Here is a 21,134-nt window from a genome sequence, read left to right as displayed (position 1 = left end):
TAGTAAATTACTTTGAGAAAATACAAAAAGGACTGTTCATGTAGTTGTACCTACGAAAAACAGTCCTTCTTCTATCGTGTACTTATTTTATTGCAACATAGAACAGTCTTTGAGCATCATCGCCAGCTTCCACCCATTCAAAGTCTGCATAACACTTCACATCTCTGAATCCGGCTTTGGTAAGCTCTACCTTCATCCATTCGGGATCATATCCACGCTGGGTGTGTGTTTCTTCAAATCGGCGGTAAACCGTGCGATCGTTCTCATCCCTCGCGAATATAGATAAATGATGTTCAATTTCACAACGAGGTTCGTCGAGTGCACAAGTCCAGATATACGAAACCTTATGATCATCAAGGACAAAAGGCTGCTCCTCATCATAACGGATCAAGGTATTCGGATGGTGAACATCAAACAGGAATGTGCCACCCTCCTTCAAGCCTGAGAACGTACGGGCGAACGCTGCACGTATATCGTCTTCCTCAAGTAAATAGTTAAGGCAATCACAGAATGATATTACCGAGTCTACCTGCTCAGGAAGTTCCCAATCGCGCATATCCTGCTGAATCCAGCGCACGCTTCCCTCACGGAATAAGCGATTCCCTTGTGGGGTTTCTTCCAGTTTACGACGGGCGATCGACAACATATCAGCTGATAGATCAATACCGGTGACTTCAAATCCCGAATTCACGAGCGGTATTGTAATGCTGCCCGTCCCGCATCCGAGCTCCGCCACGCTTTTCGGCATACCATGCTTCTCCCAGGCCGTCCGTGCGAACCGGAGCCAATCAGGGTAAGGCATGTCCTCCATAAGTTGATCGTAAACGTACGCAAATTTGCGGTAAGACAACATGATGACACCACTTTCTTCAAGCGTTCCTTATTTCATGCCTTAATCAGCAGAATCCGAATTTTCGTTTTCCTCGTTCTCCTTGGCAAGATAAGTCCAATTTTCTTTCTGTGTGACAAGTCCATCCTTCATTAGCTTACCAAGCGCACGTTTGAAGGCTGACTTACTGATACCAAAACGCTGCTTGATAATATCTGGCGGCGTTGCGTCAGAGTATGGCATAGCTCCACCTGGACGTTCTTTCAGGAATGCGAGCAGACGATCAGCATCATTGGTCATACCAATTTCTTTACGCGGTACCATTGATAGATTGACACGCCCATCGTCACGAACATGACTGACACGGACACGAACCTCTTCCCCAAGACGCAACAATCGCGTACGCTCAGAAGAATGGATCATCCCAATGGCTCCGAAACCAAGAACGCCACCATCCACAATAACAAATGTCCCCATTTGAAGCGGCTTGTATACAAGTGCTGTAAACCATTCGTTCAGCCATGCATCAGGAGCATTAAAAGCAAGAGGAGCCAGTTCTTGCTCACCAGCAAGCTTAGCGCGAAGACGTCCCTGTTTATCATGTTCCATCATAGCAAATACATAATCACCAACCTGCGGATGAAGCTCTTTCATCTCAGGCAGTTCACGAATCGGAAGCAGTAGCTGACGACCAAGACCCATTTCAAGGAAACAGCCCAGCCGCGGATGAACGTCCGCCACCATAAGCTTGGCTGTTTCACCAAGGGTAAGGTATGGCTTCTTCATCGTCGCAGCTAATCGATCTTCGGTATCAAAAAATATAAATACTTCTACCGTTTCGCCAGGTTCTACTTTTCGGGTAAGTTCGGTATAGTGGAGCAGTACATCCATGTCTCCACCATCTAGAAAATAACCATAAGGTGATACTTCACGTAAAATCTCCAGTTGCATTATTGTACCAGCAATCAGGTTCATACGTTCTCCACCACTTTGGCATCCGACCACAGACGCTCAATGTTATAGTATTCACGCTCATCACGATGGAATATATGAACCACAACATCACCAAGATCCATCAGGATCCAGCGAGCTGCGTCCATACCTTCGAGCCCACGGAGTGCAACACCTGCATCATGTGCACGTTTACGTACTTCAGTCGCGATTGCTTGAACTTGTGTATCTGAGTTACCGTGACAAATCACAAAATAATCGGCAACTAATGAAATGCCTCTCAAATCAAGTGCCACAATATTCATCGCTTTTTTATCTTCAGCAGCTGCTACAGCTACATTTAACAATTCACTCGGTGTTATCGTCATGAATTCGCCTCCAATTGCTTTATTAAATCATTTCTTGCTAATAACGTTAGCGGATATATGATCTGCTTACGAGACATGAGGAAACTCATTGTTGAATCAAATGCTGCTGCAAGTGCCTCTTCAAGGCTATGGTTGGCCAGTTCTCGAATATTATTCACTCCAGGAAAATCTCGGCCTGGCTCAGTGTAATCCGCGAGGCATACCACCTTATCCAGCAAAGTCATACCTACTCGACCTGAGGTATGATAGCGAATGGCATCAAGCACTTCCTGATCGGTAATTCCGTAGTCGCGCTCTGCGATAAACGCCCCTACCTCAGCATGCCACAACTGTTTATCATGCTCGAACAAATCTCCTTGATATCCGCTTTCCACTAACGCTTCTTCTAATTTTAACACAGGCCAATATTTAGCGACGTCATGCAGAATCGCTGCCAAATCAGCTTTTCCCGGATTTGCTCCATACTGTTCGGCAAGTTTAACCGCCGTATCCATGACACCCTGTGTGTGTATCCATCGCTTTTCGGGCATCTGGGAAGATACGGCCTCAATTAGTTGCTCTCGGCTGTATCCCATAGATTCCGCTCCTTACAATATAATCATAGACAGAGTCTGGCACCATATAACGTATGGATTGACCTCCTGCCGCTCTCTTACGAATCATGCTGGAGGATATGTCAACAAGCGGCATATCTGCAATTTTGACAACTTCCTGTAAAAATACAGGCAATTTCTTCACATCCAGATCAGATCCCGGCCGGTTCACTCCGATAAAATCGAGCATTTCGGCAAGTTCATCAATTCGGTGCCAATTCGGCAAGTAGTTAACCATGTCCGCCCCGACGATGAAGGTAAACTGAATATGTGGATAAATCTGCCGTAATTCCGTCACTGTATCCACAGTATAGGATGTGCCTCCACGCTCCACTTCAACGTTCAACGTTCGAAAAAAAGGATGACCACTCACCGCTTCAGCTGTCATTTCCAGTCTCATCTGTCCTGTGACACTGGACTTCTGCTTATGAGGAGGGATATGACTTGGCATAAACCATACCTCGTCCAATTGATATGCGTCCCGTGCAGCTTCCGCCACAAGCATGTGACCGATATGAATCGGGTCAAACGTGCCTCCCATAATACCAACCTTCATCGAGAGCTCGCCCCCTTTAATTAAGGCAATTCGATTGTCTTGTTATCCTTTGATTCTTTATACAACACGATCGTCTTTCCAATAACTTGGACGAGTTCTGCCTTAGCACCTTGAGCTAATTCAGCCCCGATTTCACGTGGATCTTCGATGCAGTTGTTCAGTACGGATACTTTTAACAACTCGCGCTTCTCAATTGCTTCAGAAATATGGCGAATCAGATGATCATTACTTCCACCTTTACCTACCTGAAATATGGGATCCAAATGATGTGCCATTGATCTTAAATATCGTTTTTGCTTTCCAGTTAACATTCTTCTTCATAACTCCCTTAATATCATCTATTCCAATCATTTCTCTGTTCCGAAACCTTTATTCTAGCGCTTGATCTATCTTTAAGCAAAATAAATATTTAGGAATTTGCTTACAATTTAAAACTCTGAAGCACAGCTTCTCTCATCACGGCAACTGGAGCATCTACTCCTGTCCAATATTCAAGAGCATACGCACCTTGATTAACAAACATGCCAAGCCCTCCATGGGTGCTGCAGCCCTTTCTGGCACTAACATGGAGAAGCTCTGTCATAAGTGGGTTGTAGATGAGATCACTAACCACAATCCCCTCTGGGATCCACTCTTTAGGAAGCGGAAGTTCCCCTACGTTAGGATGCATACCAACCGAGGTCGTATTTATTAGTACATCAGCCGAATTTACAGCTGCTTGCGCTTCCGCTTCGGAAAGCCCCTGCATATTAGCTAATGAACCCCACTCTTGTGCGAGCTCTATCGCCTTGGAGGCCGTTCGATTCACGATTGAAATCTGTCCGGGCTGTTCAGCAGTCAATGCATGTATAATCCCACGTGCGGCACCGCCGGCACCGAGAACGACAATGTTCTTGCCTCTCAATTCAGGACAGACTTCTTCTTTCAGGGACCGCACATACCCAATTCCGTCTGTGTTATAGCCGGTTAGAACACCATTGTTATTGACAATTGTATTGACGGCCCCCACCTTGGCGGCTCCTTCGTCAATATGGTCCAAATATTTCATAACCTCAACTTTATGTGGAATCGTTACATTAACGCCACGAAAACCGAGTGTGAGAATGGCTTGAATCGCTTTCTCCAGTCCTTCAGGCTTGATATGAAGTGGAACATAATTCCCCTCTATGCCAAGTGCCTTCAGTGCGGCATTGTGCATAATCGGTGATTTCGTATGGATGATTGGATCCCCCATTACCCCAAGTAACATAGCACCGCTAGCCATTGTAAACTCTGATTGCTGTGTTGATTTCATTTCGTACATCCGCCTCTCCCAAAAAGACAGTTGTGGATCTCGTTAGATCAATGAAGGGCGCTGTAGCACCTTAACTCCTTTAGGCACATGAACAGCTACAAGAGCACCTGAATCTCCATTCACTTTAATCCATCCCAAACCGGAGATGAATATGTCGGAGCGAGAACCCTTAGCAACCCTAATCTCGTGTCTGGTCCATTCTGGCATTTCTTGTAGCCGTTCCTTGGTTGGAGGTGACAGAAGTTCTCCTGCATGATCCTCAAACAATGAATCGGCACGATCAAGCTTCGTCCGGTGTATTTTCAGACGACCGCTGATAAAGCAAGTAAAGGATTGATGCTCTCCCTTAATAAAATCGAAACGACCCATTCCACCAAAGAACAGTGTTTGTCCTTCGTTAAGCTGATATACAAGAGGTTTCAGTGGATTCTCAGGCATAACAACCCCCAGGTCATCACGGCTAACGATCTCACTGTATCTCCACGGATAAACAATTCCAGGTGTATCAACGATAAAGCGTCCATCATCCAGTGGAATATTAATCATGTCTAGTGTCGTTCCTGGATAACGTGAAACTGTAAGTTCTTGCTCCAGATCACTGTAATCCCGGATCAGACGATTTATTAATGTTGATTTACCCACGTTGGTTCCACCCACAACATAAACGTCGCGATCGCCACGATGATCGGCTATCATCTCAAGCAAGCGATCGAAGCCTTGATTCTTCTTGGCACTGCAAAGAACAATGTCAGTTGTACGAAGTCCTTGTTCTTTACATTGTTTCTGCACCCAATTCAAAAGCTTGTTCCAGTTCGTAACCTTAGGAAGCAAGTCAATTTTGTTAACAGCAAGAATAACCGGGTTATTCCCGACAAATCGCTGAAGACCTGAAATTAAACTTCCCTCAAAGTCAAAAATGTCTACAATATGAATAACAAGCGCATTTTTGCTGCCAATTTGTCCAAGAAGACGCAGGAATTCGTCCTGATCTACAGCAACGGATGCGACTTCGTTATAATTCTTAATACGGAAACAGCGCTGGCAAATGACCGGCTCACGGTCCCAGGCTTTTTCCGGTAAATAGCCAGGCTCACCCTGTGCAGTGTGCTGTAATGAAATGCCACAGCCGCTGCATTTCTTGGTGACTTGTCCGCCTAAAGGCTCCATCATGATTTCTTGTCCTCCTCAGTCCATAATCCTTGTTTCCTCAAACGCGTCAATGCGACTCGTTCAACCCTCCGGTTGAACCAGCGAGTAAAGCGTCCTTCATCATTAATCGCAATTGGCATAACCAATACTGTATATAATCCCAATCGGTTTCCACCGTAAACGTCCGTTAGCATCTGGTCCCCCACGACTATCGTCTGTTCATGGGTTAGATCCATCATTTTCATCGCTTTCCGGAAAGGGGCATTACTCGGTTTACGAGCTTCGTGTACATATTGGATATCCAGTGGAGTAGCAAATTTAGACACGCGCTCCAGTTGATTATTTGAAACGATGATCAGCTGAAAGCCAATCTCTTTTACTTTTTTAAACCATGCCACCAGTTCTGGTGTTGCCAGCGGGGCCTTAGCACCTACAAGCGTATTATCCAAATCTGTAATAATCCCCCGATACCCCTGCTTATACAGTTCCTCCAGGTCGATGTCAAAAACCGTATTGACGCGGAGTTTTGGAATTAGCATCTCAAACAAATTCGTCACCTCAATTTCATACGAAAAACTATACCATATTCCCGTTAGTTAGTAAAAATAAACGGCAGTACTCTAAAGCCATAGATAGAGCCAAGAAAACGCCGAGTCTAGCTGGATTTCACTTAGCTTAATTTAGAAAAACCGCCCAATGCTCCTCACTAGGAACCCAGGCGGTCTCGCGTTTAGGAATTTTTCAAGCTTTTTATACTCTTCTTCAATTCAACCGCATCCGCTTGAACGTTACGCCACTCGTCTTCTACAATATGTTTCGGACTATAACGTGCCGCTTCGAACTTTCTAAGGAGTGGGGTTAGCGAAGAGCCTAACGATGGATACTTAAGTTCCCATCTTGTGACCGACTCTCTCAGCGTTTCGTCTGACCCCCGCGTCAGGCCACGTCTGTGAGCTGCCTTCAACCATCGCTCCGTTTCTGCAATGACTTTATCGGCTGGGGTTAGTGGTTTACCTGCACGAAGACGGGCTGAAATGAAGCGAAGATTAAACCGCATCCTCCATAGAATATACCCAACCCATATAAGAATAACCGCTCCGGAAAGGATCGCTAGGATCAGATAAACCGATGATTTCCCATCTTGATTATCCGAAGGAGATACAGGAGCTACTTCTTCATCTTGCTTCTCCAGATCTTCTTCTGCAGGAGTAGTCGGCTCGATTGGTTCTGTTCCAGCAATAATCGGCATGTTAAAACCAGGCGTTGTTTCAATCGGAATCCATCCATATTCTCCGAAATATACTTCAACCCATGAATGGGCATCCGAATTTTTAACGGTGTAGCTGGTACTAGAATCAGATGAATCCTCGCCATCCTGCGACATAAACTCTTCTGCCGGAACACTGCCTGGAGCGTATCCTTTCACCCATCTGGCAGGAATATCTAGAGACCGGGTCATCATCACCATCGATGTAGAGAAGTAGTCACAGTACCCTTCTTGCACCTCAAACAGAAATGCATCTACAAAATCTGAACTCTGTCGCTTTGATAAATCCGGTGAATTTGTGTAAGTGAAGTTCGTCTGTAGATATTGTTGCAGCAGCATAACTTTCTCGTATGGTGTATTTCCATCGGCCGTTACTTCAAGCGCAAGTGACTTTACTCGCTCTGGAAAATCGGACGGCTGCTGCATGTAATCCTTATCTATGGAACCCGTATAGAGCTCATCGTATGATTTGCTTCGTAGTTCCTCGACTGGAATGATTGGAATCTCTGAGGTTACTGAATAGGCCTTGGGATAACTTGGACGCTTTGGCTCAGAGTCAAAGTGTAATTCTGCCCCTTCAGGTTTCCACCGAAGTGTCCCATTATCTACTTCCGTATCCATTTTGTCCACTTGTGAGATCGAATAAGCTCCAAACAAAACCGGATACACACTATCATTCAGCATCGTAACGGTCTGCTTCACTGTCTTGGTCTCAATCTCACCTGATAAATCTCCTTTTAGAGATTCTCCCACTTCTATGCCTTCTGTATTGCGGCGGCTTTGCTTGTCGGTCCACCCAGACCCTGAATAAATAGTTCTCGACTCACCGCGCCAATAGCTTCTCTCGGTAGAGGTTACCGTCATCACAGGTGTGTAATCAAAATTGAATGCGCCGCCTAATTCATTATCCTCTCGCCCATAACCAGAAGTGCTTTCCGCCGTATCTTTAAAAAAACCACTTCCCGTTCCCGTTACACTTCCAGTGAGGGGCATACCATTCCATTCTCTCCAAGCGGTGTAAGGATCCGTTAAGGCAGGCTGGATATTAGGCATATTAATCCCCGCTAAAATAATTAAAGAAAAAATAACAAGGATATTCCCTAAGATTTTCATTGGATATGCCCGAAGCCTACGCCATCCTAGCGGAAATCTTGTACGGAATCGATTAAAATGCTCTGTTACAAGCCAGCCCATTCCTGCAGCAACAACCCAAGCTGTTTCATCCCACAAAACAATTTTCGTAAAGGAGTCTAGTACAGCGAATGCAACAACATTAAGACCTACAATGAATAAGATTCTTCTCTTATCTCTAGCCCAAGCTGATACAAATATCAAAATCGCCCACGAAGCTAATGCAAACCAAAAATAAGGTAATAGACTCATTAACTCTCGGGAACGAATAGCTTCGAGCGGATTCGGCGGTACCGGAATGCCGTATTTCTGAAGCACTAGATACACTGCAAAAATGATTAAGGGAATCTGGATTATTACCCGAAAAGGGCGCTTAATAAATACCAATGCTTCTGTAACTGCTGTAATCGCAAGCGCTGCAATGATACTTGCTGTTGTTTCTTCATATAGTATGGGTTCTGTATAAGAAACCCATTGTAGTAATATAATCCATATCCATAACAAGGATAGTATATAGAAGAAAGACGAGGAGAATTTCTGCTTGTTTGCTCTCATCGTAGAGCACCTCCTAAAACAGCCGGAAGCTCTTCCAGCGAAGATGCAGCGTAATTCATAATACCTCGCGATTTCAGAAGTGACGTATAATCTTCCTTCCCGCTCTTCTCCCCTTCATGGTTTAAAATTCGGAGCAATCCTGGATTCATCCCTCTAGTCTCAGCCCAGCGCATCACTTCAAGAACAGAAGAATCAGCCAAAGGACTTACCAAGAGAAATAAAGCCCCTTTCGGAAAATGACGATAAGAACGCTCTAGTGAAGTTAACAGACTTTCTGTTCGATCTGCATCTACATCCACCAAATGCTGAACCATTCTCATTCGTTCGCTTGGTGTATCACTTGCTGCAAACACCGACGGATTCTTCGAAGCTGTAAATAGTCCCGTACCAGCATATTCGCGAGCCCCGTATTCAACTAGTGAAGCTGCTGCAGACACAGCCAGCTCAAATTGACGGGGAGACTGATAACCTTGAGCCGTGCAATCTAGAACAATCATTGTCTTGGGGAAAGATTCGTGCTCAAACTCTTTGGATTTCCAAGATCCCGTCTTAGCCGTTGCATTCCAGTGGATTCTAGAAATACGGTCACCATATACATAATCACGTACACCGTTGATCTGAGTCGTCTCTCTTCTAGAAGGAGAAAGTGTTGTATGCGTTCCTCCCATTCTTAAGCTGCGCATGTTCCGCTGCCAGTTCGGAATGAAAATCGTGCGGGGGAGCACCCGAAAAAACGTCTCCACTTCAAACTCTCCGCGATGTTCAATCAAACCAAATATATCTTCACTTATGCATTCCGTTTTGGAAAAGGCGTAACGCCCTCTTTCCAGTGGTGGTGTCTGAAACACCAGTTCACCCGAACCACGCAAATTCGGAATAACACTATCCTCAAAAGACCACTTGTCCCCATTATGACGCTGCAATACCTCACGCATGATAAGGTAAGGCATTGGCAGCAGGCCTGGAATCGTTACGTCCATCGTCACACGTACCTGATCCCCAGCATGTAGTATTTCTCCATGTTCTGATGAAACGTGCCGAGAAGCTTTCACGCGATTGACTCCACCAAAACTCGAACCTATGAGGTAAACAGACAACAGGCTGACCATAGAGAACAGCATCATCGATGTCTTGCCTCCTTGAAACAAGACATACAGCAAGCATATACACCAAACCGCCAGTACCGCTGCGAGCTTCGACGGTTTTATGCCATTGGTCAGCACAGAGAAATATCGGCGCATGCCTATCTTCCCATCTGAACAGGCACTTTGATCTGCCGAAGAATAGATTGCAGCACGGACTCTGTTGTTACGCTGTCAAGTCTGGATTCCGGACGCAGCATAATCCGATGGGACAAGACATAAGGCGCAAGAATTTTAACATCATCAGGTAACACGTAATCTCTCTGCTGCAGGAACGCAAACGCCTTAACAGCATTCATAAAAGATAGCGTTGCACGCGGGCTAGCTCCAAGAATGACAGAAGGATGTTCCCTTGTCGCACGCGTAATGCCTAATAAATAATCAGCGACTGGATCCCCGATAAATACATCGCGAATTTCTTCCTGAATAGACAAAATATGATCCATATACGTCACGGGTTTAAGCTTGTCCACCAGTTGTCCGTGACGAGAACGGAACATCAGCTCTTTCTCCGTCGCAGCGTCAGGATATCCCAGACTAATCTTTAGCATAAAGCGGTCAAGTTGAGCTTCAGGAAGCATATATGTACCTTCAAAATCAATAGGATTCTGTGTCGCACACAACATAAACGGATGTGGAAGCTCATGGGTCTCACCATCTACAGTTACGCTTCGCTCTTCCATAACTTCGAGCAAGGCTGACTGCGTCTTCGTCGTTGCCCGGTTAATTTCGTCAGCCAAAAGAATATTGGTCATGACAGGTCCTGGGCGGAAATAAAAACGCTCATCCCGAGGATGAAATACCGATACTCCTGTAATGTCACTTGGCAAAATGTCAGGGTTGCACTGAATTCGCCGATAATCCCCTTGCATTGATTTTGCAAGTGCTTTAATGAGCTGCGTCTTACCTGTTCCAGGCACGTCCTCTATAAGCACATGTCCTCCAGCAAGCAACGCAGTTAGAAGAAGCTGGATTTCAAATTCTTTACCTAGAAGGCATGATTCCAGGTTGGAACGTACTGAAAAAATAGTATTCATGGATTCTTGTCTTACGGGCATGTATTATAAACCTCCTGTAAGGGAATAAATAGATGATTTACTACTATTGTACATGATGGGAGTCCCAGAGTACATTGAAGAGTAGTTTCATGCACATATTCCTTAAAAGAGTGACCATAGTATATCATTACCGCGAAATAAAAAGAGCCCCGGGAGTAGGATATCCGGAGCTTCTGTGTGTTAGAAAAATTGTTAGCCTTTGGGACGCACAATAAGTGCAGCTATGAACGAAAAGATAATCGCCGAAGAGATCCCGGCGCTTGTAATCTCAAATATTCCTGTGACGACACCAATCCATCCATCTCGCTCAAGCTCAGTTAAAGCACCATGAACAAGGGAATTACCAAAGCTTGTAATCGGCACCGTAGCACCTGCACCTGCAAATTTAACTAAAGGATCATACCATCCTAAAGCATCAGCAACGGCCCCTGCTACAACGAGTGTACTCATCGTATGAGCAGGCGTAAGTTTAATCGCGTCCATCATAATCTGTCCGATCACACAGATCAGTCCGCCGATGACAAAAGCCCATAGAAATTGCATTTTTTTAGCCCCCCATCTCTAATGCTACGGCATGCGCTACACAAGGTATGCTTTCACCCTGTTGATAGGAAAGTGGAGACAATAACGCCCCTGTTGCTACAACCAGTACCTTATTCAGCTCACCGCGGCGCATCTGTTTGAGAATATGACCATAGGTAACGACAGCCGAGCAGCCACAGCCACTTCCTCCAGACAAGACGTATTTTTGTTTATCTCGATCAAATATCATCAAGCCGCAGTCCATAAACTTCGTTTGGTCCATAGGGACCCCTTCTTTTTGCAAAAGCTCTTTCGCAATGGGAAGTCCCACCGCGGCCAAATCCCCTGTTACCACTAAATCATAATAACCAGGAGAGCGCCCCGCATCACGAAAATGTGCAGCAATCGTATCTGCGGCTGCAGGCGCCATCGCTGTACCCATATTGAAAGGATCTTTAATGCCGAGATCCATCACTTTACCTATGGTTGCATAAGTAACATGAGGTCCTACGCCTTGATTGGAAACAACAGAACAACCGGCACCTGTAATCGTATACTGTGCATACGGTGGCTTCTGTGAACCATATTCGGTCGGATAGCGGAACTGTTTCTCCACCGTGCAGTTGTGACTTGCCGTACCTGCCATGGCATACTGTGCTGCTCCCGAATCTACCATTAAAGAAGCGATCGCTAAGCTTTCCATGGAGGTGGAACAAGCCCCGAATACACCGATATATGGCACACCCATTTTTCTAGCCGCAAATGAACTGCTGATGATCTGGTTCATCAGATCGCCGCCCACATAAAACTGAAGTTGATCTTCCGTTATACCTGAGTTCTCAAGTGCTGTTCGAGCTGCATCTTCAAGCAGTCGCCGTTCACCCTTTTCCCAGGTCTTTTCGTTAATCTCAATATTATCGTAAATATAATCAAAATCTTGAGCGAGTGGACCTTCCCCTTCTTCGGGACCTACAATGGAGCTCGCTCCTAAGATGACAGGCTTATTCTCATACTTCCATGTTTGACCGGTTACCTTCATCTTCAGCCGCCTCCCCCTAAACCAAAAAGAGCATAGATAATACCTATGATAAATGCAGCTACGGTACCAAATACAATAACTGAACCCGCAAGTTTAAACATGCTAGCCCCTACTCCGAGTACAAGTCCTTCTGCCCTATGCTCTAGTGCAGCGGAACACATCGAGTTAGCGAATCCCGTTACCGGCACAGCCGTACCCGCCCCTGCCCACTGAGCGATTTTATCGTACACGCCCATGCTTGTCAGAATGACAGAGAGTATAATAAGCACCGCTACTGTTGGGTTCCCAGCTTCTTTTGCGTCCATATGTCCTACGCTCATAAAGAACTGCTGAATACCTTGTCCGATCACACAAATCAGTCCTCCAACCAAAAAAGCTTTCAAGCAGTTTATTAACAAGCTTCTTGGCGGCTCATGCTTTTTGGCGATCGTTTTATATTCCTCTGGGCTCATGGAATTCAGTTTCGATTGCTGTTTCGTGTCAGACAATTTCGTACACCTCCGGCTAAGTAAATGATGGTTAGGTACATCTATTAGGGGATTCTGGATATTTCGCTCTTTATCATTATGGTTTCAATTGACTTTCTTTATGTTTGGAAAATCATCCATATAAGATTTCTAAAATACGGATATTAAAAACAGCCTCAAGCACACCGTGGCCTAAAGCTGTTTCTTCCTAAAGTATTCAACTCAGCACATACAATAACAAGATTACCAACAAAATAAACAGCAAGATCACCAGCATCCACTCTCTGTTCATGCCGTGCCGGCTGTATGGATCTAAAGTTAGCTCTCTCATCCTTTCGTTCCCTCCTAAGCCACGCGAAAACATGATCAATACAGTATATTCCGCTTCAATTGGATCAGTGCCTATATCCCTGATTCATCTGTGAATTACATGGACTTTTTAGGAGTAGAAGAGCATACTAGAGATTGAATATTATACATACCTTCAAAAAAAGGAGCGTACACAATATGAATCAAACAACCATGGATTTGTTACGTACATTAACTGAATTCCCGGCGGCTCCGGGCTTTGAACGCGAACTTCGTTCTTGGGTTAAGGACGCCCTCTCCCCATATACAGATGAATTCCTACAAGATCGTCTTGGAAGCATATTTGCTGTTCTTCGCGGCAATGATGAAGGACCACGTGTCATGGTGGCTGGACATATGGATGAAGTCGGCTTCATGGTAACTGGGATAACCGAGGCAGGCATGATTCGTTTTCAGCCTTTAGGCGGTTGGTGGAGTCAAGCTGTTCTTGCACAGCGTCTGCAGATTATTACAGATCAAGGCCCTATTATCGGGGTGGTTGGCTCCATTCCTACACACCTTCTAGATGAAGCAACTCGAAGCAAACCTGTTGACCTCAAAACGATGTATTTGGATATCGGTGCAGATAACAAGACAGAGGCTGAATCTTTTGGTATTCGTCCAGGACAACAGATTGTACCTATTTGTGAATTCACACCTCTTGCCAATCCTAAGAAAATCATGGCCAAAGCTTGGGACAATCGATATGGTGTAGGTCTCGCCATTGAGCTTGTTAAAGCCCTTCATGGAGAGAAACTACCCAATACCGTTTTTGCTGGGGCTACAGTTCAAGAAGAACTCGGATTACGTGGAGCACGCACAGCTGCTAATCTGATCCAACCCGACATTTTCTTCGGACTAGATGCGAGTGCGGCGAACGATATGATGGGTGACAAGAGTCAATTCGGACAACTCGGACAAGGCGCGCTGCTACGTATCTTTGATCCCACAATGCTGACTCACCGCGGTTTAGTTGAATATGTACAGGACACTGCGGAAACTAACAAGATCAAATACCAGTACTTTGTTTCTCCTGGTGGTACGGATGCTGGTCAGGTCCATCTGAGTGGTATCGGTGTTCCTTCAACGATCATAGGGATCTGCTCCAGATATATTCACACCTCATCTTCCATCATCCACACGGATGACTATGAGGCTGCTAAAGAGTTGTTGATTAAGCTTGTTAAGGGAATGGACCGCACGACCCTGAATACGATCCTAGAGCGGGCATAATTATTTGTTCACATGGATATGTGATCTAACAAAGAAGCGAGGCCTTTAGGAAGGGCTTCGTTTCTTTTTTTATGATGGAACTGGTGTTCATTCATTCGTTTTCATCTTATACTTAGTGAGAATCTTACTGACGATCCACATCACTACAATTCTCGAACGGAGGCATTTACGATGCTGCAAGGATTAACACGAGCTGGGCTTGGCATAATCGAAAGTAATGAGCAATTTCTGGAACTGGCATCCCGTTACCAATTCCAAAGTGTAGATCTGGAAGCGAAAGATCTGATCAATGAGCTTGGTGCCGAAAAGGCTGTATATCGTCTTGGTGAACTAGGACTTTCTGTTGGTACCATCAATCTTCCGGTTGAATGGAGAGCAAGCGAAGAGCAATTCCTGAAAGGGATTGCAGAGCTGCCTGCAGCTGCAGCAGCCGCTTCTAGCTTAGGGTGTACGAGCTGTTGCACCTATATCCTTCCTTCAACCGACCATTCAGCTGCACACTTTATGACCATTGCCACCAAAAGACTTCGGATATGTGCCGATATTCTCGGCGCTTATGGTATCAAGCTCGGACTAGAGTTTGTTGGACCACATCATCTGCGTACACTATGGAAAAATCCTTTTATATGGACACTTGATGAAACGCTGGACTGGATCGATGCGATCCATGAACCGAATGTAGGACTATTATTTGACTCATACCACTGGTACACATGTGAACTAAATGTCTCCGATATATTACGCCTGAAGCCGGAACAGATTGTTCATGTACATATCAATGACGCTAAAGATATTCCGGTTGAACAGGTTCTCGACAATGACCGGGTGTACCCTGGAGAAGGTGTTATTGATCTTGCTGGTTTCTTGAAGGGATTACATGATATTGGATATCGAGGCCCCGTTGCACAGGAAATCTTAACCCCAGCTACACCAGAAGATTCACCGGAAAACCTTGTTGCTCGTTCACGAAAAGGCTTTGACAAGGTATTTGCAGCAGCAGGATTGCTGTAGGGACAATGTGGCTTAATGCCGTACATGACATTCCGATCAAAAAACGCCTAGAGCAGCTGCTTGTAAAAAGAGCTGCTTCAGGCGTTTTTTTATGATGAACATAAAAGATCAGAACTTACTACCGCTTCGCCTTATAAAACTCATGATATAGCTTCATTAGTGCCCGCTTCTCAATCCGTGACACATAACTGCGCGAGATGCCTAGTTCCTTGGCAATTTCACGCTGCGTCCGCTCCTCACCACCAGCCTCAAGACCGAAGCGGCCAATCACAACTTCCTTTTCACGTTCATCCAATATGTCGAGGTTTCTATAAATTTTACTCTTCTCTATTTTCAACTGCACAGCATCCACAATATCATCAGCCTCTGAGCCAAGGATATCGATAAGTGTAATTTCATTCCCCTCTTTATCAGTCCCGATCGGATCATGGAGAGAAACGTCCTTTCGGGTCTTCTTAAGGGAACGCAAATGCATAAGTATCTCATTCTCTATACATCTCGCAGCAAATGTGGCCAGCTTTGTACCTTTGTTTGGCCGAAAGCTCTCGATCGCCTTAATAAGTCCGATCGTACCGATCGATATCAGATCTTCCAGATCTTCGCCGGTGTTATCAAACTTCTTGACGATGTGAGCTACCAGTCGAAGGTTATGCTCAATCAGCTTATTGCGAGAATTCGAGTCACCTTCAGCCATAAGCTGTAGATGCTTCGACTCCTCCTCTTCAGTCAGAGGTTGAGGAAAAGCGTTATTTTTTACATACGACACAAGCAAACTGAGCTCTTTAATGAACAAAGCAATTGCGGTAAACAGTCCAGGCACTGGGGACACCTCCTGCAGAATTCAATGCAACCGGCCTTTTTATCGCGCTCGGCTCTGGTCTATTCATTGTATGTAGGCAATGGCCCAGAAGTGCATGTACGCAGAAACTACCGTCATTTGTTGCTCCAAACTCATTGCTGCATTTAGTAAGACAACGATTAGCAAAATCACAATAAACAAGAGACTATTTCATTGACAACAAAGAAAATATTATTAATAATAAAGAATAAACAACAATATATGCCAAATAAAAAAAGGAAAGGCACAACATATCCTATGATACAAGCCATCATTTTTGATTTGGACAACACACTTTACTGGGACGAGAAATCGAACGATGAAGCTTTGGCAGCAACTTGTCTTATTGCATCGAATAACGTCACAACGATCTCTGCCCCTAAACTCAAAGATGACGTTATCCATCAAGCTGAACTACAATTTAAGGCCTCTCCTTTCTTTGAGTTTGCTCATTCGCTTGAAATTACAGCACTGGAAACACTGTGGGCTCGGTTCGACGTTGAAGATCATTCACAGTTTGAGATGATACGCAACCAAGCTCCGGAATTCCGATTTAACGTATGGAATGCAGCATTACAAAGCTCTGGTCACAATGATTCCCACTTAGCCGCATTTCTGGCCGAACGATACCTTGAAGAACGAAGAGAGCGAGCCTACATTTATGAAGATATGATGGAGACACTCACGTCTCTTCATTCACAGTACCGCCTACTTCTTCTGACGAACGGGACGCCTGATCTTCAACAGGAAAAAGTCGACAGTGTCCCAGGTCTTGCATCCTTTTTTGAACATATCGTCATTTCCGGAGATTTTGGTATAGGTAAACCTTCCGAATCTATTTTCCAGCATGCCATTGACCTGCTGGCACTAAGACGAAATGAAGTTGTAATGGTTGGAGATAATTTATACACAGATATACTTGGGGCAAGTCGTTCGGGGATTTCAAATATCTGGATCAACCGCTCTAGTGGCTCAAGACCCGATCACATCTTTCCAACACACGAAGTGGAATCGTTAAGCGAACTTTATTCTCTTATCCAATCATTGTAAATGATTACATACAAAACAGCCGTTACCTCATCCAAAGATGAAGAAACGGCTGTTTTTTGTAATGTTACTTGAGATTAATTGCTCCAACTAAGACCTATCTTCCTTAGTTCACCAGCCCAATCTTCTGGGCAACTAACATCTGATACAATCATATCGACTTCTTGAAGTGGCAATATTTTGGCAAAGGCTTGGACCCCTATTTTTGAATAATCAGCTAGTACAATCGTTTCACTTGCAGCCTTTGCAAACATTTTTGAAATATGGGATTCATTCACGTCATAATCAGTAATCCCTGTCTTTAATGAAATGCCACCTACCGATAGAAAGGCTTTGTCCAGATGAAATTGTTGTAGCATATTCTCACACAGAGGACCTGTGATGGAACTTTGTTCAGGATTTAATTCACCGCCTAGAAATATAACTTTTCCCGTGAATCTCCCACAACGTAAAGCTTCCGATAAATGCACTCCAACAGCCAATGAATTCGTTAGTATAGTAATGTTCTTTTTCCCCCGTAACGACTTCACCATTTCGATCATCGTTGTACCCACGTCTAATGCGATCGTATCACCGTCTTGAATAAGCCCAGCCGCAATTTCACCGATTCTCTGTTTACCCTCAACATTAATCGTTTCCCTTTGTTCAAAAGGGGGCTCTCCATTGTCATAGGCGGAACGAATAGCACCACCATATACCCTGCGCAAATGGCCCTCGGATTCTAGGGTATCTAAATCACGTCGAATCGTCTCTGTCGTAACACCCAATTCATCGGCAAGTGGAATGACTTTGACCTTACCATTTTGAATTAAGTGTTGGAGTATCAGATCCTGTCGTTCTTTAGCTAATAGAGACATCCTTATTCCACCTGTCTTCTTCATATAAACTCGATACAGTTAAGTATATCTAGTTACTATAAAGTTTCAAGTAAGCTCCACATGAACTCATGAGAATTTTCATAGAAGACAGCAGAATATTAGAATCCCTTTTTAAAGAATTAAAACAATAATCTAATAATAGAACTTCCTCTATGTAAGTGAACTGTTAGCCTGGGAAACTTCGAGGAACGAATAAACTAAAACGGAGGTGATCTCACTCTTAATTTTGAATAGGCTCTGATTTGGACCTTTTGCAAAACAACATGTTAGAAGGGGAGTATTTAATAATGAAAAGTATTTTACCTAAGCCTCGTTTCGGATTATTGGCAGCTATTATCCTACTGGTTCAATTAACAGGTTTCCAAACCCAGACCGCTTACGGAGAGACGCTAGAGAAATCTCTACAATCTCCTGGGCCAACTGCGGTAGTCGAATCCGGCCCTGGGCGTACACCAATCATGGGCTGGTCTAGCTGGAATGCGTTTCGAATCAATATTAACGAGCAGCTTATTAGAGAACAGGCAGACGCAATGGTGAGCAGCGGAATGGCTGATGCGGGTTATAGCTATGTGAACCTCGATGATGGTTACGTTGGAGGTCGAGATTCGAAGGGTGTTCTACTTCCCAATGCTAAGTTTCCAAGCGGCATGAAGGCATTGGCAGATTATATTCACTCGAAAGGCCTAAAGGCGGGGATCTATACCGATGCCGGAACGGTTAGATGCGCATCGATCTATGACAATGATCCCAATTTTCCTGAGGGAGGCGGCAGTTACGGATATCGACAAACGGACTTCGAAACCTTTGTGAATACATGGGGATATGACTTTGTGAAGGTAGACTGGTGCGGAGGTCAGAAGCAAAAACTCGATCCTCAAACAGAGTATACAAATATTAAACAAGTCTTGAGCACACTCTCCAAAGAAGTCATCTATGAGGTATGTAACTGGGCGTTTCCGGGAGAGTGGGTAACCAACATCGCATCACAATGGAGAGTTTCTGGAGACATCGCTCCAAATTTCAACTCCATCACCCACATCATTGATCTGAATGCTAATCTTGCAAAATATGCAGGTCCAGGCCATTTCAATCATATGGATATGCTACAAGTAGGTAATGGCATGACCTATGAAGAAGATAAATCCCACTTCAGTATGTGGGCAATCATGGCCTCTCCATTAATTGCTGGTAATGATCTGAGAACCATGTCTGATCAAACCAAATCGATTCTAACTAATAAAGAAGTCATCGCTGTGAATCAAGATCCATTAGGCGTTCAAGCAACACGCGCCGTTAAAAATGGTAGCCAAGAGGTTTGGGTGAAGCAGCTCAAAGACCCTACAAGCAAGGCAGTCGCATTATTCAACCGTGGAAGTTCATCTGTTCAAATGAAGGTCAATTGGACAGACGTTGGATTAAATGGCTCTGTATCTGTGCGCGATCTGTGGGAGCATAAGGACAAGGGAGTATTTGAAAATTCCTACTCGGTTACAGTTCCAGCACATGGCATTGTGATGCTGAAAGTAAAGGCTAACTCATCCATTGAAACGGATTCATTCCAATATAATAAAAATGCTCAGTCTGATATTCAAGTCAATATGGTTGACAACGACAACAACTTTATCGCCATTAAGAATGGAGATCAGGCACTGGTGAACGGGCGTGATTTCGTCATAAACGGAAAACAGTTGACCATCAAAAATAGTTATCTCCTCGCTCTTCCTGAAGGAAAGGTCAAACTTCAACTACAATATGCTAATGATTGGAGTCAGTATATCTCCATTGATATTTATGGCGAACCGCTGACTTATTATCTTAGTGATCTGCCTTGGGTAAGTGCGACTAGCGGATGGCAGTCTGTCAAGCGGGATAAAGGACATGAAGGCTATGATCTTATGCTGAATGGTACGGTGTATAAAAAGGGCCTTTGGGCCAATTCTAACTCCGTTATCATCTATGATATTGATGGTCAGTACAAAACCTTCAAAGCGATTGTCGGAAACGATGATTTCAGAGGAGATCCCCCAGGTGTCGGTACCATTTCTTTTGAAGTTTGGACCGATGGGAAGAAGCAATTTGACAGTGGACTCATGAAATCGACCGATAAAAAAACTCAAGAAGTAAACGTGAACGTTGAAGGTGTTAAAGAACTTAAGCTTGTTATTCTAAACGGCGGAGATAATAACTGGTTCGATCGGGCGATCTGGGCTGATGCTAAGCTGATTGAGGAAGAAGCAGCTGTGGCACCTCAGACTACATTGTCCGGGCCCGCTTCAATAAATTCAGATCAAACCTTCACGGTGGACTTTGGATTCAAAGGGTTAGTCCATTCGAGCTATGCACAGGATATCTCGATTTCTTATGATGTGGACCGTTTCGAATTCCTTTCAGCAGCATCCGTTGTGGACGGCATTAGCGTTCTTGAGACTGTGCAGAAAGATGGCAAAGTTCGATTGATTGTAGCCAGTCAAGGTGCCAATCCCATGGTTACGGGCGATATGAAAGTACTCGAATTAACCTTCAAGGCAAAACATGTCTCCGGACCGGAAAAAGGAAGCATCGCTGTAACGGAGGCCATTGTTGCTGATGATCAAGGTATTGAAACGAATGTATCAGGTACATCCATTGAGATTAATCTTGAAGCTCCTGAACCAGGCATCTCTGGCGATATCAATGGAGATGGTATTGTAAGTATTGGCGACTTAGCGATTGTCGCTGCGAAGTACGGTAAGACATCTAATGATTCCGATTGGGCACAGATTAAACATGCAGATATCAATAAAGACGGTAAGATCGACATTATGGACCTTGCTGAAATTGCTCGTCAGATTCTTAAATAAAATATTCAATTTATAATG

General features: G+C 44.4%; 21 protein-coding genes. 4 read left to right on the top strand and 17 right to left on the bottom strand.

Annotation, left to right across the window (positions count from 1 at the left end):
• Nucleotides 1–82: 82 nt before the first annotated feature.
• The 15 genes from ACK8P5_RS07260 to spoVAC all read right to left on the bottom strand — a co-directional run bounded on the left by ACK8P5_RS07260 (nucleotide 83) and on the right by spoVAC (nucleotide 12,906).
• On the bottom strand, nucleotides 83–853 hold the full coding sequence (locus ACK8P5_RS07260; RefSeq protein WP_422660285.1) for a class I SAM-dependent DNA methyltransferase: 771 nt from the start codon (nucleotides 851–853) through the stop codon (nucleotides 83–85).
• Between the two features lie 39 nt (nucleotides 854–892).
• Nucleotides 893–1,804 carry a S1 RNA-binding domain-containing protein gene (locus ACK8P5_RS07255; protein WP_422660284.1) on the bottom strand — a complete coding sequence of 304 codons (912 nt, stop codon included), beginning with the start codon at nucleotides 1,802–1,804 and terminating at the stop codon, nucleotides 893–895.
• The gene (gene rsfS / locus ACK8P5_RS07250; RefSeq protein ID WP_422660283.1) at nucleotides 1,801–2,148 is read right to left on the bottom strand and encodes a ribosome silencing factor; all 348 of its coding nucleotides are present in this window, start codon (nucleotides 2,146–2,148) and stop codon (nucleotides 1,801–1,803) included. Before rsfS ends, ACK8P5_RS07255 begins: the two co-directional genes overlap by 4 nt.
• A complete protein-coding gene (gene yqeK, locus ACK8P5_RS07245; RefSeq protein ID WP_422660282.1) occupies nucleotides 2,145–2,723 on the bottom strand; it encodes a bis(5'-nucleosyl)-tetraphosphatase (symmetrical) YqeK in 579 nt (192 codons plus the stop codon). Before yqeK ends, rsfS begins: the two co-directional genes overlap by 4 nt.
• Entirely contained in the window at nucleotides 2,695–3,297 is a 603-nt protein-coding gene (locus tag ACK8P5_RS07240) for a nicotinate-nucleotide adenylyltransferase (RefSeq protein WP_422660281.1), read from the bottom strand. Before ACK8P5_RS07240 ends, yqeK begins: the two co-directional genes overlap by 29 nt.
• A 20-nt stretch (nucleotides 3,298–3,317) precedes the next feature.
• Nucleotides 3,318–3,608, bottom strand: a complete 291-nt coding sequence (gene yhbY, locus ACK8P5_RS07235; RefSeq protein WP_422660280.1) for a ribosome assembly RNA-binding protein YhbY — start codon at nucleotides 3,606–3,608, stop codon at nucleotides 3,318–3,320.
• 110 nt (nucleotides 3,609–3,718) lie between these two features.
• On the bottom strand, nucleotides 3,719–4,591 hold the full coding sequence (aroE, locus tag ACK8P5_RS07230; RefSeq protein WP_422660279.1) for a shikimate dehydrogenase: 873 nt from the start codon (nucleotides 4,589–4,591) through the stop codon (nucleotides 3,719–3,721).
• Between the two features lie 42 nt (nucleotides 4,592–4,633).
• Complete coding sequence (gene yqeH, locus ACK8P5_RS07225; protein WP_422660278.1) at nucleotides 4,634–5,761, bottom strand: ribosome biogenesis GTPase YqeH; 1,128 nt, start codon at nucleotides 5,759–5,761, stop codon at nucleotides 4,634–4,636.
• On the bottom strand, nucleotides 5,758–6,288 hold the full coding sequence (locus ACK8P5_RS07220; RefSeq protein WP_422661403.1) for a YqeG family HAD IIIA-type phosphatase: 531 nt from the start codon (nucleotides 6,286–6,288) through the stop codon (nucleotides 5,758–5,760). The genes yqeH and ACK8P5_RS07220 overlap by 4 nt, the downstream gene beginning before the upstream one ends.
• Nucleotides 6,289–6,470: 182 nt before the next feature.
• A complete protein-coding gene (locus tag ACK8P5_RS07215) occupies nucleotides 6,471–8,693 on the bottom strand; it encodes a transglutaminaseTgpA domain-containing protein (RefSeq protein WP_422660277.1) in 2,223 nt (740 codons plus the stop codon).
• Entirely contained in the window at nucleotides 8,690–9,934 is a 1,245-nt protein-coding gene (locus ACK8P5_RS07210; RefSeq protein ID WP_422660276.1) for a DUF58 domain-containing protein, read from the bottom strand. The genes ACK8P5_RS07215 and ACK8P5_RS07210 overlap by 4 nt, the downstream gene beginning before the upstream one ends.
• A 2-nt stretch (nucleotides 9,935–9,936) precedes the next feature.
• On the bottom strand, nucleotides 9,937–10,893 hold the full coding sequence (locus ACK8P5_RS07205) for an AAA family ATPase (RefSeq protein ID WP_422660275.1): 957 nt from the start codon (nucleotides 10,891–10,893) through the stop codon (nucleotides 9,937–9,939).
• Nucleotides 10,894–11,085: 192 nt separating this feature from the next.
• On the bottom strand, nucleotides 11,086–11,436 hold the full coding sequence (gene spoVAE / locus ACK8P5_RS07200) for a stage V sporulation protein AE (protein ID WP_422660274.1): 351 nt from the start codon (nucleotides 11,434–11,436) through the stop codon (nucleotides 11,086–11,088).
• 4 nt (nucleotides 11,437–11,440) lie between these two features.
• Nucleotides 11,441–12,454 (bottom strand): stage V sporulation protein AD, encoded by a 1,014-nt coding sequence (gene spoVAD, locus ACK8P5_RS07195; protein ID WP_422660273.1) that lies wholly within the window; start codon nucleotides 12,452–12,454, stop codon nucleotides 11,441–11,443.
• Between the two features lie 2 nt (nucleotides 12,455–12,456).
• Nucleotides 12,457–12,906 carry a stage V sporulation protein AC gene (spoVAC, locus tag ACK8P5_RS07190; RefSeq protein WP_422661402.1) on the bottom strand — a complete coding sequence of 150 codons (450 nt, stop codon included), beginning with the start codon at nucleotides 12,904–12,906 and terminating at the stop codon, nucleotides 12,457–12,459.
• A 522-nt stretch (nucleotides 12,907–13,428) separates the two neighbouring features.
• Between spoVAC and ACK8P5_RS07185 the strand changes: the two genes are divergently transcribed.
• Both ACK8P5_RS07185 and ACK8P5_RS07180 read left to right on the top strand, forming a co-directional pair.
• Nucleotides 13,429–14,502: a M42 family metallopeptidase gene (locus ACK8P5_RS07185; RefSeq protein WP_422660272.1), complete on the top strand. Its 1,074-nt coding sequence runs from the start codon at nucleotides 13,429–13,431 to the stop codon at nucleotides 14,500–14,502.
• Nucleotides 14,503–14,673: 171 nt separating this feature from the next.
• Nucleotides 14,674–15,513 carry a sugar phosphate isomerase/epimerase family protein gene (locus ACK8P5_RS07180; RefSeq protein ID WP_422660271.1) on the top strand — a complete coding sequence of 280 codons (840 nt, stop codon included), beginning with the start codon at nucleotides 14,674–14,676 and terminating at the stop codon, nucleotides 15,511–15,513.
• A gap of 118 nt (nucleotides 15,514–15,631) precedes the next feature.
• On the opposite strand, the gene sigK is transcribed toward ACK8P5_RS07180, so the two are convergent.
• Nucleotides 15,632–16,333, bottom strand: a complete 702-nt coding sequence (gene sigK / locus ACK8P5_RS07175; protein ID WP_422660270.1) for an RNA polymerase sporulation sigma factor SigK — start codon at nucleotides 16,331–16,333, stop codon at nucleotides 15,632–15,634.
• Between the two features lie 240 nt (nucleotides 16,334–16,573).
• On the opposite strand from sigK, the gene ACK8P5_RS07170 reads away from it, so the two are divergent.
• On the top strand, nucleotides 16,574–17,401 hold the full coding sequence (locus ACK8P5_RS07170) for an HAD family hydrolase (RefSeq protein ID WP_422660269.1): 828 nt from the start codon (nucleotides 16,574–16,576) through the stop codon (nucleotides 17,399–17,401).
• Nucleotides 17,402–17,475: 74 nt separating this feature from the next.
• Here ACK8P5_RS07170 and ACK8P5_RS07165 read toward each other — a convergent pair whose 3' ends face one another.
• The gene (locus tag ACK8P5_RS07165) at nucleotides 17,476–18,255 is read right to left on the bottom strand and encodes a DeoR/GlpR family DNA-binding transcription regulator (protein ID WP_422660268.1); all 780 of its coding nucleotides are present in this window, start codon (nucleotides 18,253–18,255) and stop codon (nucleotides 17,476–17,478) included.
• Between the two features lie 308 nt (nucleotides 18,256–18,563).
• On the opposite strand from ACK8P5_RS07165, the gene ACK8P5_RS07160 reads away from it, so the two are divergent.
• Entirely contained in the window at nucleotides 18,564–21,116 is a 2,553-nt protein-coding gene (locus ACK8P5_RS07160) for an NPCBM/NEW2 domain-containing protein (protein WP_422660267.1), read from the top strand.
• Nucleotides 21,117–21,134 lie beyond the last annotated feature (18 nt).

The sequence above is a fragment of the Paenibacillus sp. EC2-1 genome, from assembly GCF_049311625.1.
In the GTDB taxonomy this organism is placed as follows: Bacteria; Bacillota; Bacilli; order Paenibacillales; family Paenibacillaceae; genus Paenibacillus_AQ.
This window is presented reverse-complemented; position numbering and strand designations above follow the sequence as displayed.

Excerpts from the sequence above, each read along its gene's own strand:
- ACK8P5_RS07260 (WP_422660285.1), bottom strand. The coding sequence starts at position 853 with ATGTTGTCTTACCGCAAATTTGCGTACGTTTACGATCAACTTATGGAG.
- ACK8P5_RS07255 (WP_422660284.1), bottom strand. The coding sequence starts at position 1,804 with ATGAACCTGATTGCTGGTACAATAATGCAACTGGAGATTTTACGTGAA.
- rsfS (WP_422660283.1), bottom strand. The coding sequence starts at position 2,148 with ATGACGATAACACCGAGTGAATTGTTAAATGTAGCTGTAGCAGCTGCT.
- yqeK (WP_422660282.1), bottom strand. The coding sequence starts at position 2,723 with ATGGGATACAGCCGAGAGCAACTAATTGAGGCCGTATCTTCCCAGATG.
- ACK8P5_RS07240 (WP_422660281.1), bottom strand. The coding sequence starts at position 3,297 with ATGAAGGTTGGTATTATGGGAGGCACGTTTGACCCGATTCATATCGGT.
- yhbY (WP_422660280.1), bottom strand. The coding sequence starts at position 3,608 with ATGTTAACTGGAAAGCAAAAACGATATTTAAGATCAATGGCACATCAT.
- aroE (WP_422660279.1), bottom strand. The coding sequence starts at position 4,591 with ATGAAATCAACACAGCAATCAGAGTTTACAATGGCTAGCGGTGCTATG.
- yqeH (WP_422660278.1), bottom strand. The coding sequence starts at position 5,761 with ATGATGGAGCCTTTAGGCGGACAAGTCACCAAGAAATGCAGCGGCTGT.
- ACK8P5_RS07215 (WP_422660277.1), bottom strand. The coding sequence starts at position 8,693 with ATGAGAGCAAACAAGCAGAAATTCTCCTCGTCTTTCTTCTATATACTA.
- ACK8P5_RS07210 (WP_422660276.1), bottom strand. The coding sequence starts at position 9,934 with ATGCGCCGATATTTCTCTGTGCTGACCAATGGCATAAAACCGTCGAAG.
- ACK8P5_RS07205 (WP_422660275.1), bottom strand. The coding sequence starts at position 10,893 with ATGCCCGTAAGACAAGAATCCATGAATACTATTTTTTCAGTACGTTCC.
- spoVAE (WP_422660274.1), bottom strand. The coding sequence starts at position 11,436 with ATGCAATTTCTATGGGCTTTTGTCATCGGCGGACTGATCTGTGTGATC.
- spoVAD (WP_422660273.1), bottom strand. The coding sequence starts at position 12,454 with ATGAAGGTAACCGGTCAAACATGGAAGTATGAGAATAAGCCTGTCATC.
- spoVAC (WP_422661402.1), bottom strand. The coding sequence starts at position 12,906 with ATGAGCCCAGAGGAATATAAAACGATCGCCAAAAAGCATGAGCCGCCA.
- ACK8P5_RS07185 (WP_422660272.1), top strand. The coding sequence starts at position 13,429 with ATGAATCAAACAACCATGGATTTGTTACGTACATTAACTGAATTCCCG.
- ACK8P5_RS07180 (WP_422660271.1), top strand. The coding sequence starts at position 14,674 with ATGCTGCAAGGATTAACACGAGCTGGGCTTGGCATAATCGAAAGTAAT.
- ACK8P5_RS07170 (WP_422660269.1), top strand. The coding sequence starts at position 16,574 with ATGCCAAATAAAAAAAGGAAAGGCACAACATATCCTATGATACAAGCC.
- ACK8P5_RS07165 (WP_422660268.1), bottom strand. The coding sequence starts at position 18,255 with ATGTCTCTATTAGCTAAAGAACGACAGGATCTGATACTCCAACACTTA.
- ACK8P5_RS07160 (WP_422660267.1), top strand. The coding sequence starts at position 18,564 with ATGAAAAGTATTTTACCTAAGCCTCGTTTCGGATTATTGGCAGCTATT.